Source organism: Leptospira mayottensis 200901116, assembly GCF_000306675.2.
GTDB lineage: Bacteria > Spirochaetota > Leptospiria > Leptospirales > Leptospiraceae > Leptospira > Leptospira mayottensis.
This window is the reverse complement of record NZ_CP024873.1, coordinates 41,367-60,334: the sequence shown is the minus strand read 5'-3', so window position 1 is coordinate 60,334 and position 18,968 is coordinate 41,367. Positions and strand designations below refer to the sequence as shown.

At 38.8% G+C, this 18,968-nt stretch carries 10 protein-coding genes and 1 pseudogene; 6 read left to right on the top strand and 5 right to left on the bottom strand.

What is annotated here, in order from left to right; all coding sequences use genetic code 11:
* Positions 1 to 232 precede the first annotated feature (232 nt).
* Together LEP1GSC190_RS19270 and LEP1GSC190_RS19265 are read left to right on the top strand one after the other, a co-directional pair.
* Positions 233 to 880 (top strand): LBL_2463 family protein, encoded by a 648-nt coding sequence (locus LEP1GSC190_RS19270; RefSeq protein ID WP_002748937.1) that lies wholly within the window; start codon positions 233 to 235, stop codon positions 878 to 880.
* A gap of 4 nt (positions 881 to 884) precedes the next feature.
* Positions 885 to 1,799, top strand: coding sequence for a membrane protein (locus LEP1GSC190_RS19265; RefSeq protein WP_002748949.1), 915 nt, complete (start codon positions 885 to 887; stop codon positions 1,797 to 1,799).
* Here the strand turns inward: LEP1GSC190_RS19265 and LEP1GSC190_RS19260 are convergent.
* A complete protein-coding gene (locus tag LEP1GSC190_RS19260) occupies positions 1,786 to 2,175 on the bottom strand; it encodes a helix-turn-helix domain-containing protein (RefSeq protein ID WP_173380637.1) in 390 nt (129 codons plus the stop codon). The two genes, LEP1GSC190_RS19265 and LEP1GSC190_RS19260, sit on opposite strands and share 14 nt — an antisense overlap.
* A 297-nt stretch (positions 2,176 to 2,472) precedes the next feature.
* On the opposite strand from LEP1GSC190_RS19260, the gene LEP1GSC190_RS21270 reads away from it, so the two are divergent.
* The 4 genes and pseudogenes from LEP1GSC190_RS21270 to LEP1GSC190_RS19245 all read left to right on the top strand — a co-directional run bounded on the left by LEP1GSC190_RS21270 (position 2,473) and on the right by LEP1GSC190_RS19245 (position 6,415).
* Positions 2,473 to 2,646, top strand: a complete 174-nt coding sequence (locus tag LEP1GSC190_RS21270) for an LIMLP_19325 family protein (protein ID WP_002748940.1) — start codon at positions 2,473 to 2,475, stop codon at positions 2,644 to 2,646.
* Positions 2,647 to 2,750: 104 nt separating this feature from the next.
* Positions 2,751 to 3,854 carry a helix-turn-helix domain-containing protein gene (locus LEP1GSC190_RS19255; RefSeq protein ID WP_002748953.1) on the top strand — a complete coding sequence of 368 codons (1,104 nt, stop codon included), beginning with the start codon at positions 2,751 to 2,753 and terminating at the stop codon, positions 3,852 to 3,854.
* A gap of 97 nt (positions 3,855 to 3,951) precedes the next feature.
* Positions 3,952 to 4,974 carry an LA_2444/LA_4059 family outer membrane protein gene (locus tag LEP1GSC190_RS19250; RefSeq protein WP_002748946.1) on the top strand — a complete coding sequence of 341 codons (1,023 nt, stop codon included), beginning with the start codon at positions 3,952 to 3,954 and terminating at the stop codon, positions 4,972 to 4,974.
* Between the two features lie 115 nt (positions 4,975 to 5,089).
* Positions 5,090 to 6,415 (top strand): annotated as a pseudogene (locus LEP1GSC190_RS19245) (DDE-type integrase/transposase/recombinase).
* A 325-nt stretch (positions 6,416 to 6,740) separates the two neighbouring features.
* On the opposite strand, the gene LEP1GSC190_RS19240 reads toward LEP1GSC190_RS19245, so the two are convergent.
* The 4 genes from LEP1GSC190_RS19240 to LEP1GSC190_RS19225 form a co-directional block, all read right to left on the bottom strand.
* Positions 6,741 to 7,130 carry a hypothetical protein gene (locus tag LEP1GSC190_RS19240; RefSeq protein WP_002748945.1) on the bottom strand — a complete coding sequence of 130 codons (390 nt, stop codon included), beginning with the start codon at positions 7,128 to 7,130 and terminating at the stop codon, positions 6,741 to 6,743.
* A 57-nt stretch (positions 7,131 to 7,187) separates the two neighbouring features.
* Positions 7,188 to 10,307: an RHS repeat domain-containing protein gene (locus LEP1GSC190_RS19235; RefSeq protein ID WP_237578398.1), complete on the bottom strand. Its 3,120-nt coding sequence runs from the start codon at positions 10,305 to 10,307 to the stop codon at positions 7,188 to 7,190.
* Positions 10,308 to 10,431: 124 nt separating this feature from the next.
* Positions 10,432 to 11,163, bottom strand: coding sequence for a hypothetical protein (locus tag LEP1GSC190_RS19230; protein ID WP_002745097.1), 732 nt, complete (start codon positions 11,161 to 11,163; stop codon positions 10,432 to 10,434).
* Complete coding sequence (locus LEP1GSC190_RS19225) at positions 11,160 to 18,827, bottom strand: SpvB/TcaC N-terminal domain-containing protein (protein ID WP_126160293.1); 7,668 nt, start codon at positions 18,825 to 18,827, stop codon at positions 11,160 to 11,162. The genes LEP1GSC190_RS19230 and LEP1GSC190_RS19225 overlap by 4 nt, the downstream gene beginning before the upstream one ends.
* Between the last annotated feature and the right edge of the window lie 141 nt (positions 18,828 to 18,968).

Genomic DNA, 18,968 nt, shown 5'->3' with positions numbered 1-18,968 from the left:
AAAAATTGAATTTCTAAGGGTTCATTTGGGATTTTTCGTTTGCCGGTTTTTCCATCCTACAAATTTAAAACCGTATTTGGTACTAATCAAAATCTTCGATTCTAAGTATAATTTTACAATTTCTTTAAAGAATCATTTTTAATATTAAGTAACCCAATTTGAATTAATACAGTAATGAACGAAAAAAGATTAAATGATTGAATCTTTGTTATAATATGACATAATTATCATTATGTCACATGCCTTATTATCTAGCTCTTCTAATAAAATTCGTAATAAAACTGAAAAAAATAATTTAATTCAATATTTAAATTGTAATTACGAATCAAATCCAAATCTGATTGAGCGCGCAAGGGAATTTGTTCAACTCCAGTATTCTAAATTAGATTACGTCGGATATGACCCAAACTTCGATCGTCAATTTGATCTAAATGGATTTAGTCAGTATTTTATTGCTCTGGATGAAAACGATGAAATCATAGCGACTTCCCGAATCGTTTCTCGGGGGCCATTTGGCCTTCCAATCGAATATTCTTACAGGAGCGATATTGGAAAACGGACAGTTATCGAAGATGGAAATGTTGCTGAAATGAATTCATTTGCTGCCACTAAGATGAACGCTGGTTCGAAAGTTTTATCTTTAAGTACTGATTTTTTACTTAAACGTGATTTTACTTCCACATATGGATTATTCGATATAAATCGAGGTGCAATGGGAAAGCTCTATAACCGGATCGGAGCTATAGAATCTTCTTTACACCCATATTTAATTTACTTTCCAAACTATGGAAAGTTGATTCAAGGAAACGTTAGACCAACTTTATGGAAAGTACAAGTGTCAGATAAAGCTAAAATTATTGCAAAAAAAAGTCATTCGTGACGTTATGTTTTCAGAGGTTTATACTTTGGAAGCGATTTCAGCCCTACTCTTCTTAGCGTCAACATGCAATCTTTGCCTAGGCTTCTACGTTTTATTTGTCATACGGAAACGATTTTTTGATTTCGGGACCCTTTGCATTCTTTTTGGAATATGGAGTGCGCTTTTTGCAGTGCCGTTTTTCGAAGGAACGGAAACAACTTTCTGGACACGAACGCTAACATTACCCATGATCATTGCTCCTTTGTTTCTAATTCGATTCATTCACTCCTACGTTTTTGACAAAGAGATTCCAATAACCGGTAACCTGCTAATATTAATAGTTTATGTTATTCCTATTTATGCTTTTAGCTATTCGGATTTTTACATTACGAGTGCATGGATTCAAGATGCAAAACTGCATTTTACAGCCGGAATACTCTATGATTATTTCGTAATTGGTGGAGTTCTGAGTATAATTTCTTCAATAATAGTTCTTGCTTTGGGATTCAAAAAAAGAAGAGGACTAAACCGAGTTCGATTCGTCTATATCACGACCGGAATATTACTTTGGCTATTGTCAATAGGAACGTTTACATTGCTTCTTCGACACCTTGGCTTACCGGAATACAATTTTGTGGCTCCTATCAGTTGTAGCTTAGCAACAGCCACTTGGTCGATTGGAATTATCAAAATCAATTTGTTTGAAATTTCTGAAAGTGCAATCCTAGAAAATAGAAATTCCATCGTCGCCCACGCGAATATCTTAATACTAAGAAAAGTTGACTCGCAATTTTACAAAAAAGCATTGATAAGCTACAGAAAGAATACAATCGAAAGAATCATTCAAAATTTTGTAGACCTTCAAATCCACTCAGAACTTACTGTGGAAGAAATTTACTTCTACTTGGCAACAAAGGAAATGGCTATCATTCCTCTATAATTCTTTCTGCCAAGGCGTTCATAGATTTCCTACCCGATTGATCCATTTTATAAATTTTCCAGAATATTTCCAAGGCATCCGGAGAATTTTTTAAAAATCGCAGAAAGACAGTTACTTCTTTGATTAAGTTTTCTTTCTCTTCCCTCGATTTTCTTAATTCTAAATCAATTGGGTCTAACTCGAAATTACGAACAAAAATAATAGGATCAATCTTTTCGTTTTTATAAAGATTTACTACAAAAGTCAGCGTCGGAATTGTACGGCCGCTCAAATAACGACTTACAGTCGGTTGTTTAACCTCACCTGCTTTAGCAAGATCCTCTTGATTCCAACCCTTCCTACTCATTAAATCTTTCAGGATTATGCTAAAATTCATAAAATTTCACATCTGCATATTTTTTGCTTGAAATATACACTTATGTATATTATCATTATATAAATCATTTGTCCCAATTTCAATTCTTGATAATTAAATTTCGCGAGTGGGAATTATGCAACCGAAAACTAAAAAAATCAAAAGCCGATATCCAAACACGCGTTTATCATCACGGTCTTTATTAAAATATATAAGAATTTCGTACAGAAATATTTCATTTTCAATAATCAAAAGATTTTAAACTTCCTAACTCAATTAAGCGTAAAACTAATCTTAACTCCAAAAAAGGAATAAACCATGGTATTCAATTATTACCAAATAGTGCCCTTAGAAATCTCCAATTCCGATTTAGACGAGTATGAAAAATATTTAGGGAAATCATTAAACGATGAGGACAGAGAAGCAATATTGAAATTCACGAGTTTTCGTAGGATTTTAGCGATCAGAAAGAAATTAAAATTAAACCTGTAGAGTATTTTCTCTCAAACGATTTAAGAAGTAACCAGTAAAAATAAGTTACGATAACGCTTTTAAGGATAAATTCAATCGAACCCGAATCTTCTCCAATACCAGATATGAACACTTTCGAAATTAATAATTACAAGAATTTTATAGAATTAGGTATCACCTACTTCCACTTTTTCAGTGTAGTTATCGGTATAATTTTAGGATTTTCAAAACTTTTTACAAATGATGATTTTAAAAAATCTTACGGTACGGTTCTTTATTCTTTCTCGTTCTTTTTGATTCTAAACAATGGAATTCTTTTCGACCAAGGAAACTTACGAACTGAAAACAAAATTACATTCGGATTTTATTACGGCGTTTTTCTTTATTCCAGCGGAGCAGTTTTGGTTTGTTTCAGCTATGTGTTAGAAACTTTAGATCATCCTTGGAATTACTGCAAACGACTTTTAGGAACGATTCCTGCTACCACTCTACTCTCTTATTTGATTCCGCAACTTTACTTTATTTCATTCATTGACATTCTTGGGTTTGGCGTTTCCGTATTTACGACCGTTTGGTTTTTTAAAAATGTTTTAATATCTAAAAAACCTATTGTTTATCTCAACCTTTCTTTGTTCTCATTTTTAATTTCTATCTGTTTCGTTTTAGATTTTCTCGGTACGATGTTTGATAAGAAGGATTTCTTTTTTATTGCGGAATTACTCGCCGGGTCGCTCATCTGCTACATCGTTATCTTAGAATGGAGCTCTCCCTTTTTATTCGATAAATCTACAGCTGAAAACATAATTACAGATCCGGAAGAATCCCATTTTTCGGAAGAACTCCAAATAGAAGGAAAACTTCAAAGTCGAAACTTATTGGAAGGAATCGATTTAAACAAAGTCGAAATTAAATTGAATCATTTTTTAGATTCTAAAGGTTTTATCGACGAAGAACTGAGACTTCCTGATTTTGCCACTGACTTAGGTCTTACCACTCATCAAGCTTCTTACTACTTGAATCAATATTTGAATATGCGTTTTACCGATTTCCTCCAATTCCACAGAATCAACGAAGTCAAAGATATGATTCGTATAAACGCGAATTATAATCTTCTAAACATTGCTCTTGAATGCGGTTTCAATTCCGCTTCTTCGTTTCACAGAGCTTGTGTTAAATATACGGGTAAATCTCCTCGGGATCTTAAAAAAGAAATTCAATCGGATTCTTAAAAATCAGGATTATAACCTTCTCATTCTAATTTTTTACACGTTATCTTTCTTATTTGAAAACTTACGAATTTATACAAAATCAAAACAGATAAAAACAATGATTAAAAAACTATTACTATTTACTTTGTTCATTTCTTTCGCCACGGAAATTTTTTCAGACGATGTTGACCAATTAAATTACAAAACCACATCGAAAGACAATTCGAAAAAGCATTCATTTGAATTGTTCCTTCGATTCAATCGAGGCTCTTGGTTGCCTGAATTTATCCGAAGAACGTCGGATGCAAATTCCTCCTTGGGACATTCCGCCAACTACGGCATTTTCACCAATTATGATCCACCGAGTAGAGACAAAAAGTTTGAAAATCCTGATTTTAAAAGTTTCGGATTTGTGTATAAAAATAACTTTTATAAGCTAATGCTTGACTATAACTATCTGTCTTTTTCTCAATATTTTAAAGTCAACTACAGTTATGCCGGAATCTTCCCGGGCGAGAATCATCCGTTTTTCGGTTCTGGATTTTTATACAACATCCACCCTTTTAGAACGGAAAATAAATTCGCACTTACTAAGGAAATTTTCAACAATGATCGTTTTGTATTTAGAATTGGCGGCGGTGCTAGATTTTTATCTATTACCCAAAAACAACAATATCCGATTTTTATTCCCGAATACGTTCAATTGATTTCCAGTGTCTCCACTTTTTCCGATGTCACTAAAACATACGGGCCTCAAGTCAGCGTAAGATCCGAATTACGATTATTCAGAGGTCTTTCCTTTAGAACAAATCTGGATGTTTTCTTCCTTCAGGGTATTTCTAAATCCAATTTCGAGTATTTTAATACAAACGAATTTATTTCCTCAAAAGCGGTCAATAAAATTCAATTTCATGGTCTCGATTTGAATACCGAGATCTCCTTGTTTCTTTTTAATCATCTCAGGTTATTTCTAGGATATGAATTAATCTTATCTAAAGCCAAATTTTTACAATTCAACGAGTCCAATAATTCTTTCGATTTTTATACTTCCGTCTCTTCCGAGTTAAAAAAACACGAATATACTCAGAATAAGTCGGATTCTTTGAATCTTTTCTACTTCGGTACGGGTTTTATTTTTTAAACGTTATTCGGAATTCGCGATGCACTGTTTTTATTTACTGTTTTTATTTTAGGAAAACTAAGTCCCGGTGAAGATGAGGGTTTCATTTTTAAAGTTAGTATATCACATTACTTTTATGTTATTTTTATTTTTTACTTTACAAAATCTCCTTCGAAATCGTTTTTTGCAAAATCATGAAAACCAAAAACTCGTATCACACCGCCCTTGTTCTCAAAGCGCAATTAGGAATGTTATCTAAAAAGGAAAGATCCCGTATTCCGGACTCGACTTTCTCCGATTGGAAAAAACGGAATCTCTCTTTAGTCGTCGGGTTTACCGAAGATGATCCCGCTCATTTTAAAGACGAAGTCTACAGAAAGATTTCGGAAAGTAAAACCTTCAAAAAAACTCTTTCCGCTCTTCTTTTAGTTTTTCAATTCTACTTCTCCTTAACGGAAAACATGCGAGGAAAAAGAAGAATTTGGAGCGAACAAAAGAAAAACATCGTTTCCATTGTTACAAGAATTTCTCCTCTCATCGGTATCAAAGCCGCTTGCAAGCTTTTGAAGATCTCTTCAAAACGTTTTTATCGTTGGAAAAACGAGTTTCACTGTTTCACTTCTACTTTTAATCTTTGTAGAAAATTACATCCCAAACAACTCACTTCCAAAGAGCAAACGATCATTGCAGGATATCTTAAAAAACCGGAGCTTCAACATTGGCCGCTTAGATCTATCTTCTATCAAATGTTAAACGACTCTCAGGCTTTTATGAATTTAAGCACCTTTTACAAGTATGCTCGGGCTTTAAGACCGGATTTCAAACGTTTCCGAAAACCTAAACAAAGAATTGGGATTCGTGCTTCTTCTCCTTTAACTCTTCTTCATATGGATACTACCATCTTACGCGTGCAAGACGGTTCTAAGGCTTACATCCACTTCATCATGGACAATTTTTCCCGTACGATTCTCGGATGGAAAGCTTCACTGGAATGGAACGCAAAGAATACGGTTTCAAATCTGAAAGAGGTTTGCGAAAAATTCAATCTCTTTCACAAACCTATCCGTCTGCTTTGCGATGACGGTTCCGAAAATCAAGGTGCGGTCAACGGTTTCTTAGACCAGCCCAATCTATTCATCAAAAAACTAATCGCTCAGGTCGACATTTCCTACTCAAACAGTATGATCGAAGCCGTGAACAAGAAAATGAAATATGAATTTCTATTTCCTAAAAATCCAATTTCATTTGAGGAAGTGATCGATACTCTCAAAGACGCGGTTCCAGAATACAACTCCCGTCCAAGCGGTGTCTTGTTCGGTTTCTCGCCGCTACAAGTTTTAAACGGGGAAGTTCCAGACAAATACCGTTTTGTCGATCAAATCAAAGAGGCCGCTTCCAGAGACCTAATATCAACAAACAAGATCTTTGTTCCAATCATTCCCCTATTCCAATAAAGGTTTAGCAAATACCGATCTTTCTCTTTCAAGCATCGGTTAATTTTAAGTTCCCGGCCTTTCTTTATCTCACCTCCATGAAGTTGTCATCTTATCATTTTACTTTTTTATACGAAACTCCGGTTTTCCGGATTCCACTCTCTACCTTTAGTGTGCCTTCTGCAATGGATAGGGCGGCTCCGCTTCGCGGACCGGGCTCTCGGCTCCAGTCAATAAATTGCATGCTAAAAACGTGATACAAAATATCACCTTCATTCCCAATTTATTGACTCCGCTTCGATCCCTGCCGCGTTGTGGGTCTATGTTTCATCGTGGTCTTTGTTAGATTCCATTTTAGTCTTCACGCGGTTCCGAACTTTCGCTCTCCATTCTTTCCCTTAGAAGTTTAAACCTTTCTCTTTCGTCTGTTTGCCAATCTGAGAAATTTTCAAAAAAATCTTTTTCGTAAAACATTTCCGGCCAAAGTGTAAATCTACCATCTCTCCAAAGTTTTGCCTTCCACTCATTGCTCACTCTTTCATCTATAATCTCTAAAATTTCCATCGGGACATCAACCAAATGGCGTTCATCAAAGAATATGGTAACATATAATAGATCTAAATTGAATTCCAGGCCGAATGCCGTATATACATTTCCAACTTTCATAGATTCTTCCATCCAATTGGGAACATGTTTGATTTGATATGTTTTTTCCGTTTTGAGTTTAATGCATTTAACTTTCATAATGTTCCTTTAGAATATAAAATCAATTAATTATAGAATAATAATATATATCACAACTCATTTTATAGAAGTATCTTTAAACAATTTGGTTTTGGGTTCTACTCTTTGGCCGGTAGAAGCGTTCTCATACCAATGGGTTTCAAATTTTGTACCATCTTTTGCAGTGTAGGACTTACTCGACATCTTCGCCCAATCCCTACTTTCGCCTCCATATTGTTTTGCTAAATTGCCTGCTCGCTCTAATTTATCAGATTTTATAATAGCGTCTCCTTTACCAGTCATCTGAGCTTCACTTGCTAAACTCTTACTCAGTTTAACCGAATTAGTCGCAGAACTCGCCCCCGTTGAACTCGGCACATTTGGCTTAGGCAACCTAGTGCCAAGCGCTCTTGTCGCAGCACCGCCAAGAACCGCGCTCATAGTGTAAGCTTTAGCTTGCCCAACGGCGTAATCACGGACTTTGTCGTCTTTGCTCGTTAATTTACCAGCAAAATCTTTAGCACTTGCGTAAACTTCCTTTCGGTTATCATAAAGTTCTTTTGCCCCTTTAACCGTAGCAACAGCAGAATTGACAGCAGCATCAACAGGAGTCGGAGCAGAAAGAGCAGACTTAACAGAATCTATCGCACTCTTTGCAATATTTTTCGAAGCGTCTTTAAAACCAGCATTCTCGTCTTGAGGAGCATGGCCAGTGGGGTCCTTAGCACCAATCGGGTTGTTATAAACATAAGCAAAACGATTCCAAGCTTGCGAATTGTATTCATCCGGAATTAAAGTATCGGCACTTGTAAATCGTGCAATCCCAGGATCATAATACCTCGCATTGAAAAAGTAAAACCCAGACTCGCGATCAAGCTCTTGCGAATTGAACTTAGGAGAAAAGTTCAAATCCCCCCGTTGCACAAAGGTTTCCCCATAAGGAAGATACTGCATCAAAGAAAGAGTATTTCCCTCATCGTCTAACACGTGAGAGACGGAATCCACTTGATCAGTTAAATAATACGCAAGGGCACCCGCCTCATTTAACGCAGCAATACGAACACCATTGAGATAAACATTGTTCACCGAAGTGAGTATATTTTCAGACTCGATAAACTCCAGACCAAAGAACTTACTCGGATACAAGATCTCAACGTTAGAAAAAACATTGTTCTTCGGTTCTAAAGAAGACTTCCGGATCCGAAACCCACCTTCATCATACCAGTAACTACCGAGGATCGCATTGTTTCCGTCTTGGATCTGAGTAATCCTGTCTTGGGAATCAACTTGAATCCGTTTCGTTAAATCCTTAATATTGTCTCTTTGTCTTGTTAAGTTCCCGTTTGCATCATATTGAAGGGTAAACGTATCGTTTCCTGTTTTTGTAGAATCGATATTTGTTACTTGGTGATTGGAATAAACATAACTCCACTCGTCGGAGACGTTGCTACTCGCAGGATCATGAATTCTTTTAGAAACCAAGTTCCCGTTCTTTGCATATTCAAAAGACTGCTGAAACTTTCTGGAAAGATTCCCATCTGCAATTCCTAAATAACTACCGTTAGCAGATGTAAGACGACCCAAACCGTCGTAGCTGTAGACAAACTGAGTGTTAAAATCCGTAGAATTATTAACAACATTCGTAATGTTGTTGTTCGGATTGAAGGAATACACAGCGTCTTGCAAGACTTTCGCATTACCACCCACATCCCCAGAGGAATGAATGCGAACCATTCTACCCTTGACGTCATAGCTGTAACTGGTTGTAATCCCGTTTCCAAGGGTTAAACTTGAAGTCTGACCAAACTCGTTGTAACTGATATTTTCAACGATGTCCTTGTTGCAATATCCCGGTAAAATTCCGTTCGTGTTTACTTGAACAGAAATCCCTGAAATGTAACCCGCAGAACCATATTCATAACAAGCACGCATCCGTCCATGACTGATCGGATGTTCCGGATAGTCGATCCGAGTCACACGACCGAGTAGATCGTATTTAGTTTCTGTAATGTATGGACCCTGTGTTTCTGTCGGGAGAGGGTTTCCTGCGGAAGTTGCCAGAATTGTGCGAATTTCTTTTTTGACTCTTCCTAGTTTGTCATAACTAAAGGTTTTGTTTTGGTTGGAATCTTCGATTCGTACCAGTCTTCCGACAGAATTCTCACTACCTGGATACGAATCATACGTATATCCAATGTTCCCTTCTGGGATATTTTTAGTCAGGATTCTTCCCACACCGTCATACGACAAATTGGTCGTAACACCTTTTGCATTCGTGCTCGATGTCAGATCTCCAAATGCGTTGTAATTGTAGGAGCTCACACCCAAGTCAGGATCACTTTCGGCATGCAATTTCCCGAATGCATCGTAACTCCAATAGGCTTGGTTCTTGCCACTGACGTCTTTTGTGGGAACTCCCGCAGTTGGATTGGGGCAACTCATCAAACTTGCGTCGTTTAAGTCACTTTTCTTGATTCTGTTTCCCGCAATGTCGTAACAAAAACCAATCTTGGCTGCAGTCCCGTCGGTAGAAAAATCTTCTACATACAAGACTTCTCCACTCGCATTCTTTGCAATTCGTTTGCTTGTACCAGAACTGTGAGTCTCCGTAGTTTCAAATGCAGAGTTGTAGGTCGTTGTTACGACCACAGGAGAAGTTTCCCCTTGGGCAAGCGGCAACGTTGTTTTTTTCACCCGACCAATCGGGTCATACTCAAAACTGGTTGGATTTCTTTCTTCTAAGTGTAAAACAAATCGGTCGATTTCTCCCGACGTTGCCCAACTCGACTGACCTTTACGGACTACCTTTCCAGTCCCGTCATACACAAGTCTTCCCGTGATCGCAAAATTACCGTTAGACGTAGATTTGACTGTATAGATGTTACGACCCATTCCGTCGGAATAGGTGCGAGATACAAAGTCAGGATCTCCGTTGCCTGTCGGGAAAGTTGTCTTTGCACTCAAAGGAAAAGAAACATCGTAAGAATAGTTTGCAGTTGTAGTAGTTCCTACATCCGTGTCGACATTCAAGGACTGAGGACAGAAGGGCGGCTTTCGGAGAAACACTTCTTTTTTATTTAAGTTTTCTGCATATTCAACTTTGTATTGCTGTTCTCGTTTCTCCGAAACCGGGCTCTCCGCTCCAGTCAATAAATTGTATGAAAAAAACGTGATACAAAGTATTATCTTCAGTCCCAATTTATTGACTCCGCTCGATCCCTGCCGCATGGAAAGAAAGTGCGGCGGCTTGAGTTTCTTCCGCTTTGTGAATGTAGCGTTTTGCCGTTGTTCAAACGAGATCGCATTTTAATTTTTGCGAGGCTCAAACAAGATTTTTAATTTGCGCTATGATGATTGCTTTTTTAATCATGAATCTTTCTTTAAATCCTGCATTCCATCTTTTTGCTGCTATAAAAGTTTGTTGCTTTAAAATCTTTTTTGTTTTTTGGTTGAGATAACGTAAAAATATTTTATGAATTTTTTCGTAGTTTTTGTTAGCAACAAAAAGAAATAAAATATTACCTGTATCAAGTTCAATGTTTCCTTCTTCCAAAGTGGTAATTGATAAGTCATGTTCTAAAGCTTCTTGAAATTCTTTGTAACCTTCTTCTTTATCAAAAAGAATACCACTATACGTTAAACGTTTTTTAAAGCTTTCAGAATTGTAAAATGAATTAAGTTTAAGGTGATTAAGAAGCGGATAATATAAGGTTGCTAATTGGTGTTTGTTAATTAGAAACATTGCTGAACTGGTTTGCTCTTTATTAAGAATAGATAAATAATTTTCAATAAAGTCTAAAACTAATTTTCGAGGGATGCCAGAGGAGCTTATAATAAAAATCGCCATATCTTTATCAAAGTTATCTTTCCCTTGCATCAACGAAGATGCAATATTATATAAAGTATCTGGCTCGATTTTTTTTTCTTTAATGTAGTTAAAAAACTGGCATTCGAATAGTTCTTCATCAAATTGCTTTTTAGATTTATCTCGAGTATTTTTTTTTGCTATTTTCCGAAGTTCTAAAATTGTTTTTTCAAAATTAACAGGATTCATTTCGTTTTCCCGTCGTAATTTATATTTTTATAAGGAATTTCCCCGTTAACTCGATACTGAGGAATACCATTCGGACCTTTGTTAGTTATACCAGCTGCATTTATAGTTGTGTTTTTAGGAATTGTTAATTCCAATAAGGTAGCCCCACCTTTAAATCGTTCAGTATATTTCGGATCTGCTTGAAGCTGTTTGTTATACAAAGTAGAAACAATTTCCTTTGGGTTATTTAAATTCACTTTCTTTAAATCATCTAACTTTGCTATGGTTGGCCATCCCTGTTTAGGAAGACCCTTCTCTTTTATCGTAGCCAAGTCACTCGTCGGAACAATCTTACCATATTTAGACGCTTCTTTCGTAGCATTTACAGAATTTGCAACTGCATTTTGGGATTGAGGGAGCCTATTTAATAAAGAATTTGTAATATTAGAACTACCTAGTCTACTACTTAAATAAATAGCAGATGGCAGAGCAGCGGAACCAACTTCAGCCGCAGCAGCATAACCAGTTGCAGCAGTAGCGCCGACAACAGCGGTGCCAACGACAGCTTTTTTAGCACCTTCTGAAACAGCATTCAAACCAGCGGAGTTACAACTTGCATTGCCTTTACATTGGGAATTCATCATAATCCCAATACCAGCATTCGCTTCATGTCCCGTCGGATCTTTAGCCCCAATGGGATTTCCCTTCACATACGAGAAGCGGTTCCAACCTTGCGTATCAAACTCACCGTCAACGATCGTATCCGCACTTGTAAATCGAGCAATCCCAGGATCATAATACCTCGCATTGAAAAAGTAAAACCCAGACTCGCGATCAAGCTCCTGCGAATTGAACTTAGGAGAAAAGTTCAAATCCCCCCGTTGAATAAAGGTCTCACCGTAAGGTTGGTATTGGATTTGAGAAAGAGTATTTCCATCGTCGTCTAACACGTGAGAGACGGAATCCACTTGATCGGTTAAATAATACGCAAGAGCACCCGCCTCATTTAACGCAGCAATACGAACCCCATTCAGATAAACGTTGTTCACACTTGAAATCACATTTTCGGATTCAATGAACTCCAAACCAAAGAACTTACTCGGATACAAAATCTCAACGTTAGAAAAAACATTGTTCTTCGGTTCTAAAGAAGACTTTCGAATCCGAAAACCACTCTCGTCATACCAATAACTACCGAGGACCGCATTGTTGCCATCCTGAATCTGAGTAATACGATCTTGAGAGTCGATGCTGATCCGTTTGGTGAGATCTTTCGAATTGTCTCTTTGTCTTGTGAGATTTCCATTTGCATCATATTGAAGGGTAAACGTATCGTTTCCTGTTTTTGTAGAATCGATATTTGTTACTTGGTGATTTGTGTATTGGTAACTCCACTCGTCGGAGACGTTGTTACTCGCAGGTTCATGAATTCTTTTAGAAATCAAGTTTCCATTCTTTGCATATTCAAAAGACTGCTGAAACTTTCTGGAAAGATTCCCATCCGCAATTCCTAAATAAATACCGTTAGCCGATATAAGACGACCCAAACCGTCGTAGTTGTAGACAAACTGAGTGTTAAAATCTGAAGAATTATTAACAACGTTTGTAATGTTGTTGTTCGGATTAAAAGAATAGACAGCGTCTTGCAAGACTTTCGCATTACCCCCCACATCCCCGGAAGAATTAATGCGAACCATTCTACCTTTGACGTCATATCCGTAGGTCGTGGTGATCCCGTTTCCAAGGGTTAAACTTGAAGTCTGACCAAACTCGTTGTAACTGATATTTTCAACGATGTCTTTGTTGCAATATCCCGGAAAAATTCCGTTCGTGTTTACTTGAACAGAAATTCCAGAGATGTAACCCGCAGAACCGTATTCGTAACAAGCACGCATCCGTCCGTGACTGATCGGATGTTCCGGATAATCGATCCGAGTCACACGACCGAGTAGATCGTATTTAGTTTCTGTAATGTATGGACCCTGTGTTTCTGTCGGGAGAGGGTTTCCTGCGGAAGTTGCCAGAATTGTGCGAATTTCTTTTTTGACTCTTCCTAGTTTGTCATAACTAAAGGTTTTGTTTTGATTGGAGTCTTCTATACGTACCAGTCTTCCGACAGAATTCTCACTACCTGGATACGAATCATACGTATATCCAATGTTCCCTTCTGGGATATTTTTAGTCAGGATTCTTCCGATCGGATCATACGACAAATTGGTCGTAACACCTTTTGCATTCGTGCTCGATGTCAGATCTCCAAATGCGTTGTAATTGTAGGAGCTCACACCCAAGTCAGGATCACTTTCGGCATGCAATTTCCCGAATGCATCGTAACTCCAATAGGCTTGGTTCTTGCCACTGACGTCTTTTGTGGGAATTCCTCCACTTGGATTGGGGCAACTCATCAAACTTGCGTCGTTTAAGTCACTTTTCTTGATTCTGTTTCCCGCAATGTCGTAACAAAAACCAATCTTGGCTGCAGTCCCGTCGGTAGAAAAATCTTCTACATACAAGACTTCTCCTTTTGCGTTCTTTGCAATTCGTTTGCTTGTACCAGAACTGTGAGTCTCCGTAGTTTCAAATGCAGAGTTGTAGGTCGTTGTTACGACCACAGGAGAAGTTTCCCCTTGGGCAAGCGGCAACGTTGTTTTTTTCACCCGACCAATCGGGTCATACTCAAAACTGGTTGGATTTCTTTCTTCTAAGTGTAAAACAAATCGGTCGATTTCTCCCGACGTTGCCCAACTCGACTGACCTTTACGGACTACCTTTCCAGTCCCGTCATACACAAGTCTTCCCGTGATCGCAAAATTACCGTTAGACGCAGATTTGACCGTATAGATGTTACGACCCATTCCGTCGGAATAGGTGCGAGATACAAAGTCAGGATCTCCGTTGCCTGTCGGGAAAGTTGTTTTTGCACTCAAAGGAAAAGAAGCGTCGTAAGAATAATTTGCAGTTGTAGTAGTTCCATCATCCGTGTCGGAACTCGTTCGAACCAGCCTTCCAAAATCATCATATTCAAAAAACGTTTGATTTCCGTTCGGATCCGTAGTTAAAGTCGGGACTCCAAACGCAGATCCGTAATGGATCTGATGTGTCGTCGTAAAAGAAATACTTCCACCGAATTTTGTTTCCTGCGTTACAAATTGATTCAGTTCGTTGTCATAAACGTAGGAACTCCCACGCGCAGGACTGGAACTCGTATCCTTTTCTAGCGTTTGGTTCCCGTGATTGTCGGTTTCATACTCGGTTGTTTGAGATCCCACAGGACTGAGTCCACTTCCCGTGTAGGAACTCACACGTTTTGTCAGATTTCCACGACTGTCGTAACTCAAGAGCGAAGTAATCTCATGGGAACTCCCACTGAATGTAACACTCCGCGTTGCTCTTCTTTGATTGGTCGTATCATCCGTTTCAAAATCAGTAACGCTCGTTGTGGTCGTAACACCGTGCACGGAATCACTAAAATGATCGGTAACACTGTCGGTTTTCCGACTGATCTTGGCTCCACTAAAAACGATGTCGGAGGTTTGTGTGGAAGTTTTTTGGCCACTCAAAAACTTCTCAATCTTAGTCGTAACAGGAAGGTAACTTGTGATTCCCGGTGTATTCGTAATCTGTTTTACATCATGCGTTGTTTGAATGATACCATAGTCATTGTTGTCGTTTCCGATGATACGAATTTCTTTCTCCGCCCCACCAAGTGCTCGGTTCATTAGAAAGTCAGAATACGGAGTCGTATGGTATTTGTGAGTTGTTCTTTCTCCATATGCTTCTTGAACGGTAAACTCAGAAAACCCAAAGTAATCCGTTTCTTTTTTTCCGTTTAAAAATGCAGAGAACGCAAATCCATTCTTGTATTCGTAATTCTTTGTGATGAGATTTGAAAATCCGTCGTTTAACTTAACTTGGGTGCAAACTCTGTAACTCGTTGGCAAATCCGGAATATCATCGTCCCCCGTATTGTCAAACTTCGTGGAATTGGTATATTCAAATTCATAAATGCCTCCGATTCCGTTTTTCACCCCTTCGATGATGTCTGGAACACTTCCGGTAGAAAGTGCAAAATACCAAGTCGGTTCTTTCAAATGAAAGATTCCAATGTCTGTAAGTCCATCCCCGTTGTAATCTCCTTGGATCCAACGGAAAACATAGACTTGCGCGATCAGATCAGGCCTCTCTAAATTCTTCACAACAACATTGTTAGGAAGAGATACAATTCTACTCTGTGCTAAGTCATACAGCTTGTCTTCCCCGCCTGAGATGAGAATCGGATTTCCGTAATTGTCGAAACGATCGCTAAACGATATCGTTCCCGCATTGTAGAGGGTTCTGGAAACGGAAGTCGTATTAATTTTAACTTTGGTAAACGAAGTCCCGTTGTCTAAGTTTTTCCCAAACACGATCGAGCCGTCGGAAGTGAGCGCATATACAATTCCCGCGGGGCTTGCTGCGTTGTATTCCGAAGTTGTGATAGGAAGTTGTATGTCTCCGGTCAGTTTCTTGAACTGAATCTGATTGGAAGAAATCGTTCCCAAATACCATTTGTGAACCGTGCTTCTTCGATCTACGATCACAAGCTGAGCTTGTGTGGTTGTAAACTTACCTGAAAAGAAACTGAATTCTTTTCTACGTTGTCTATTCTCGTTTGTTCCAGCTTGGAAGAGGTCGTTTAAGTCGGTAGTAGTTAAATCTCCATTCGGAGTTAAAAACTTAGTGCCACCTAGACCGGAAAGTACAAACCTTGCAGTTCCACTTGCAGTCTGATCATCCAAGATGAGAACCGACTGGGAAGTATTGTTCTCAAAATAGTCTATCACGGTTCCGCTGTTATTCGGATCAAACTTAGAAACGTCCGTATCGCTAAAGGAAGCTAAATTAGAAATGTCGAATGCATTTCCGTTCGTGTGCTTTAACACAAAAAACTGATTTGTAGTTCCCTGTTTTTTGTAAAAGAGAACCTCGTCTTTTAAATTGTTCGTATAGCGGTCTGGTTTTCCACCGAAGAAGGTCGTAATTCCTGTTCCTTCCGGATTCAAAGATGTATTGACCCTCGGTACAAACGAGTTTCCTTGTTTCAAATTCCATACGTTATCTTTACGATTAAAGATCAAAAGCTCGGGAGAATTAGAACAATCATCTGTGGTAAAGCATCCCGGAAATACAAGTTCTCCTTTTCCAGAGTTTAGATTTCCGTCATATTTGTAATTCAGCAGAACTGTCTTAGTGTTGCTCGATACTGCAAAACTAGTTCTACCCGATTCTATTTTTACCTCGTCCTTAGGAAGAGGAGTTTTTAGGATTCTGTCCTGATCGGGTCCATAGCTTAGATCGTTATATATCTTGAATCTAAACCCGTTCTGTGTCGCTTCTCCGATCCAAAACTTGCTGTCGCTTGAGGAGTAAAATCCAATATCGGATCTTCCATCTCCGTTAAAATCCCCTTGGATCCAACGAGTTACGGTTTTGAACTGAGGAGTTCTCGACCAAATCTTGAAATTGATCGTTCTGTCACCCGTTTCACCTAACGTCCATTCTCCATTACTTCGATCGAATATGAGAAAGTCCGAAAAACCGTCTCCATTAAAGTCCCCACTAAAACGGTCGTGTCCGAATAACGACTGTTCGGGGGCTGTAAACACTTTGTAGAGCTTCCACTGAAGTTTAAAATAAACCGGATCGGATTTGTTTTCGTTACGATAATTCTCACCTACAAACCACTTCCCAGATCTTGAATCGTAGAGAGAAATATCTGTTCTTCCATCTCCGTTGTAATCACCTACGAGAAAGTTTACTTTGTCGTGATCCTTTCCAGGTTTAGAAGAATCGTTTGTGCTAATGCTGTCTAAGTTTCCATCCGGTGTATAATCGTTTCTGAATACGTTTTGAAACTTCTTACTAAACCTTAAAAATTCAAAACTTCCTCCTTTGTTGAGCATCAAAGTCCACTGACCGCTAGGTTCGTCAAAAAGAACGGAGTCACTCAGTCCGTTTCCGTCATAATCTCCTGGAAACCATTCCATTCTGAAAATGTCCGGAACGGAACTCATCAGTCTTCCATACGATTTAAATTGAAATACTCTTCCGTCGTGTTCCGCTACGATGAAATCTCTGGTTTCCGGCAAGTAGAATGCGATGTCGCTTCTTCCGTCTCCGTTGTAATCTCCGCTTACATTCCCTTTGAAGAATTTTATCTTTTCCTCGTTTGTATATCCTTGATACCGGTTTGCATACAGTTTGAAGTTGTAGCCTCCTTCCTTTCTTCCTTCCGCCGCTTTCCAATTTCCTGACTTCGGATTAAAAAAGAGCAAATCACTGATCCCGTCTCCGTTAAAATCTCCTTCGAAGTATTGTGTGGAGTTCGGATCTTCTTCGATTTCGGATGACGTTTGATTGACTATATTCTGCCAGATCAAGTAACGACTGGATGTTTGGTATTCAAACTCCGGCTTTGTCGTGTGTTTACTCGATTGTATGGTTTTGATTCTAGGTCTTCCTGAGTCGGAAGAAGTTTCATATATGGGAGTGTAGTCCCAGAGTTTCCCTCCGTTGTCCCAGCCGATTTCGATTCTTTCCAGAATCCTGTCCATCCTCATGAGAAATCCGGGAGAAGTGGAAACGTAAAAATCCTCTCTTTGTTTTGTGAAAAACTTTACGTATTGGCGTGCGGGCACACCACTCTTAGAGTTCCCGGTATATCTGATTTCTTTTAGAAAAAGATTTCTGTTTTTTGAATATTCCGAATTGTCATAATTCGCTTGGAGATAGTTTCCGTTTTTGTCTTCGGTCCTTGTCAAATACCAGCTATACGTTTGGCTGGAGAGGTTCGGGTCAAAAATTCTGCTTTCGAAACTTTCACCGTAGAAGGTTTTCGTTCCGGATGAATCGAGTATTTCCCAAATCCCACCACTCTCTATTTGAGAAAGTTTTAATACGACTAAATCATCACTTGTAATTTCAGGGCGATAGACTCCGTTTTCGTTTGTTGTATTTCCGCTTACTTTTACGAGCCTTTGTCCGTTCCAGGTAAAACTGTCTCTTGTATCGTAGTAAAGGGCTCCGTATTCCGGTGTTCTTGTAATGGATCCAAGTCCCAGGCTCCATCCAATTCCTAACCATCCGTCTCCTCCCGTGGAGGAATACGTTAGACTTAGCTTGGGTTCTACTCCCGCACGTCCAGGAGGTGTATGTATGGGATACGTTAGACTGATTCCTCCGAAGTGGTTCACTTCGGGAGGTGCTACAAAGGCAGCTCCCACAATCGCTTCCGCTTTTGTTTCGGGTGCGTCGATCGCTTGCGCGTAGTTAGTGGAGATAGAAAAAAGGTCACTTCCTTCCGGCGCCGGTGCGCTTCCGGGTGATCCGTTCCCGGAACCGGGACCACCGCCTACCCCACTTCCAGAGGATGGAAAACTCGTTCCGTTTGGTATTCCGAGTAAAGCCCACCACCAATTGTTGGACTTTCCTTTTTTTCCGGGCAAAATTCCACACGTTGTTGTTACGAATAAAATACAGGAGAAGAGTAGTATATTTATATATTTGAATGTATGAGTGCGACCAGGTTCCCAGAATATTTCAAAAGAATCAAAAGAGAATCCTCCCCATTTCTTTTGCGGCGAAGTTTCTCTTATCTGCGCATTCTGTTTTTTCTTTGTGTTTCTGTTTGGTTCTTTTTCGCTCATTTTTGTTTGCTTGTTTCTTTTCGTTTTTTATCGAATCTTTTAGTTTCGCGTTTGTCTTTGTTTCTCTTTCAACTTTAGTACATGTTACTTTTATGATATAATCATTTGTTGTTTGTTTTTACTCGGAACCGTATAACAGAG

Bases quoted from the DNA above. Each gene is read 5' to 3' on its own strand.
- LEP1GSC190_RS19270 (WP_002748937.1), top strand. From the start codon at position 233: ATGTCACATGCCTTATTATCTAGCTCTTCTAATAAAATTCGTAATAAA.
- LEP1GSC190_RS19265 (WP_002748949.1), top strand. From the start codon at position 885: ATGTTTTCAGAGGTTTATACTTTGGAAGCGATTTCAGCCCTACTCTTC.
- LEP1GSC190_RS19260 (WP_173380637.1), bottom strand. From the start codon at position 2,175: ATGAATTTTAGCATAATCCTGAAAGATTTAATGAGTAGGAAGGGTTGG.
- LEP1GSC190_RS21270 (WP_002748940.1), top strand. From the start codon at position 2,473: ATGGTATTCAATTATTACCAAATAGTGCCCTTAGAAATCTCCAATTCC.
- LEP1GSC190_RS19255 (WP_002748953.1), top strand. From the start codon at position 2,751: ATGAACACTTTCGAAATTAATAATTACAAGAATTTTATAGAATTAGGT.
- LEP1GSC190_RS19250 (WP_002748946.1), top strand. From the start codon at position 3,952: ATGATTAAAAAACTATTACTATTTACTTTGTTCATTTCTTTCGCCACG.
- LEP1GSC190_RS19240 (WP_002748945.1), bottom strand. From the start codon at position 7,130: ATGAAAGTTAAATGCATTAAACTCAAAACGGAAAAAACATATCAAATC.
- LEP1GSC190_RS19230 (WP_002745097.1), bottom strand. From the start codon at position 11,163: ATGAATCCTGTTAATTTTGAAAAAACAATTTTAGAACTTCGGAAAATA.
- LEP1GSC190_RS19225 (WP_126160293.1), bottom strand. From the start codon at position 18,827: ATGAGCGAAAAAGAACCAAACAGAAACACAAAGAAAAAACAGAATGCG.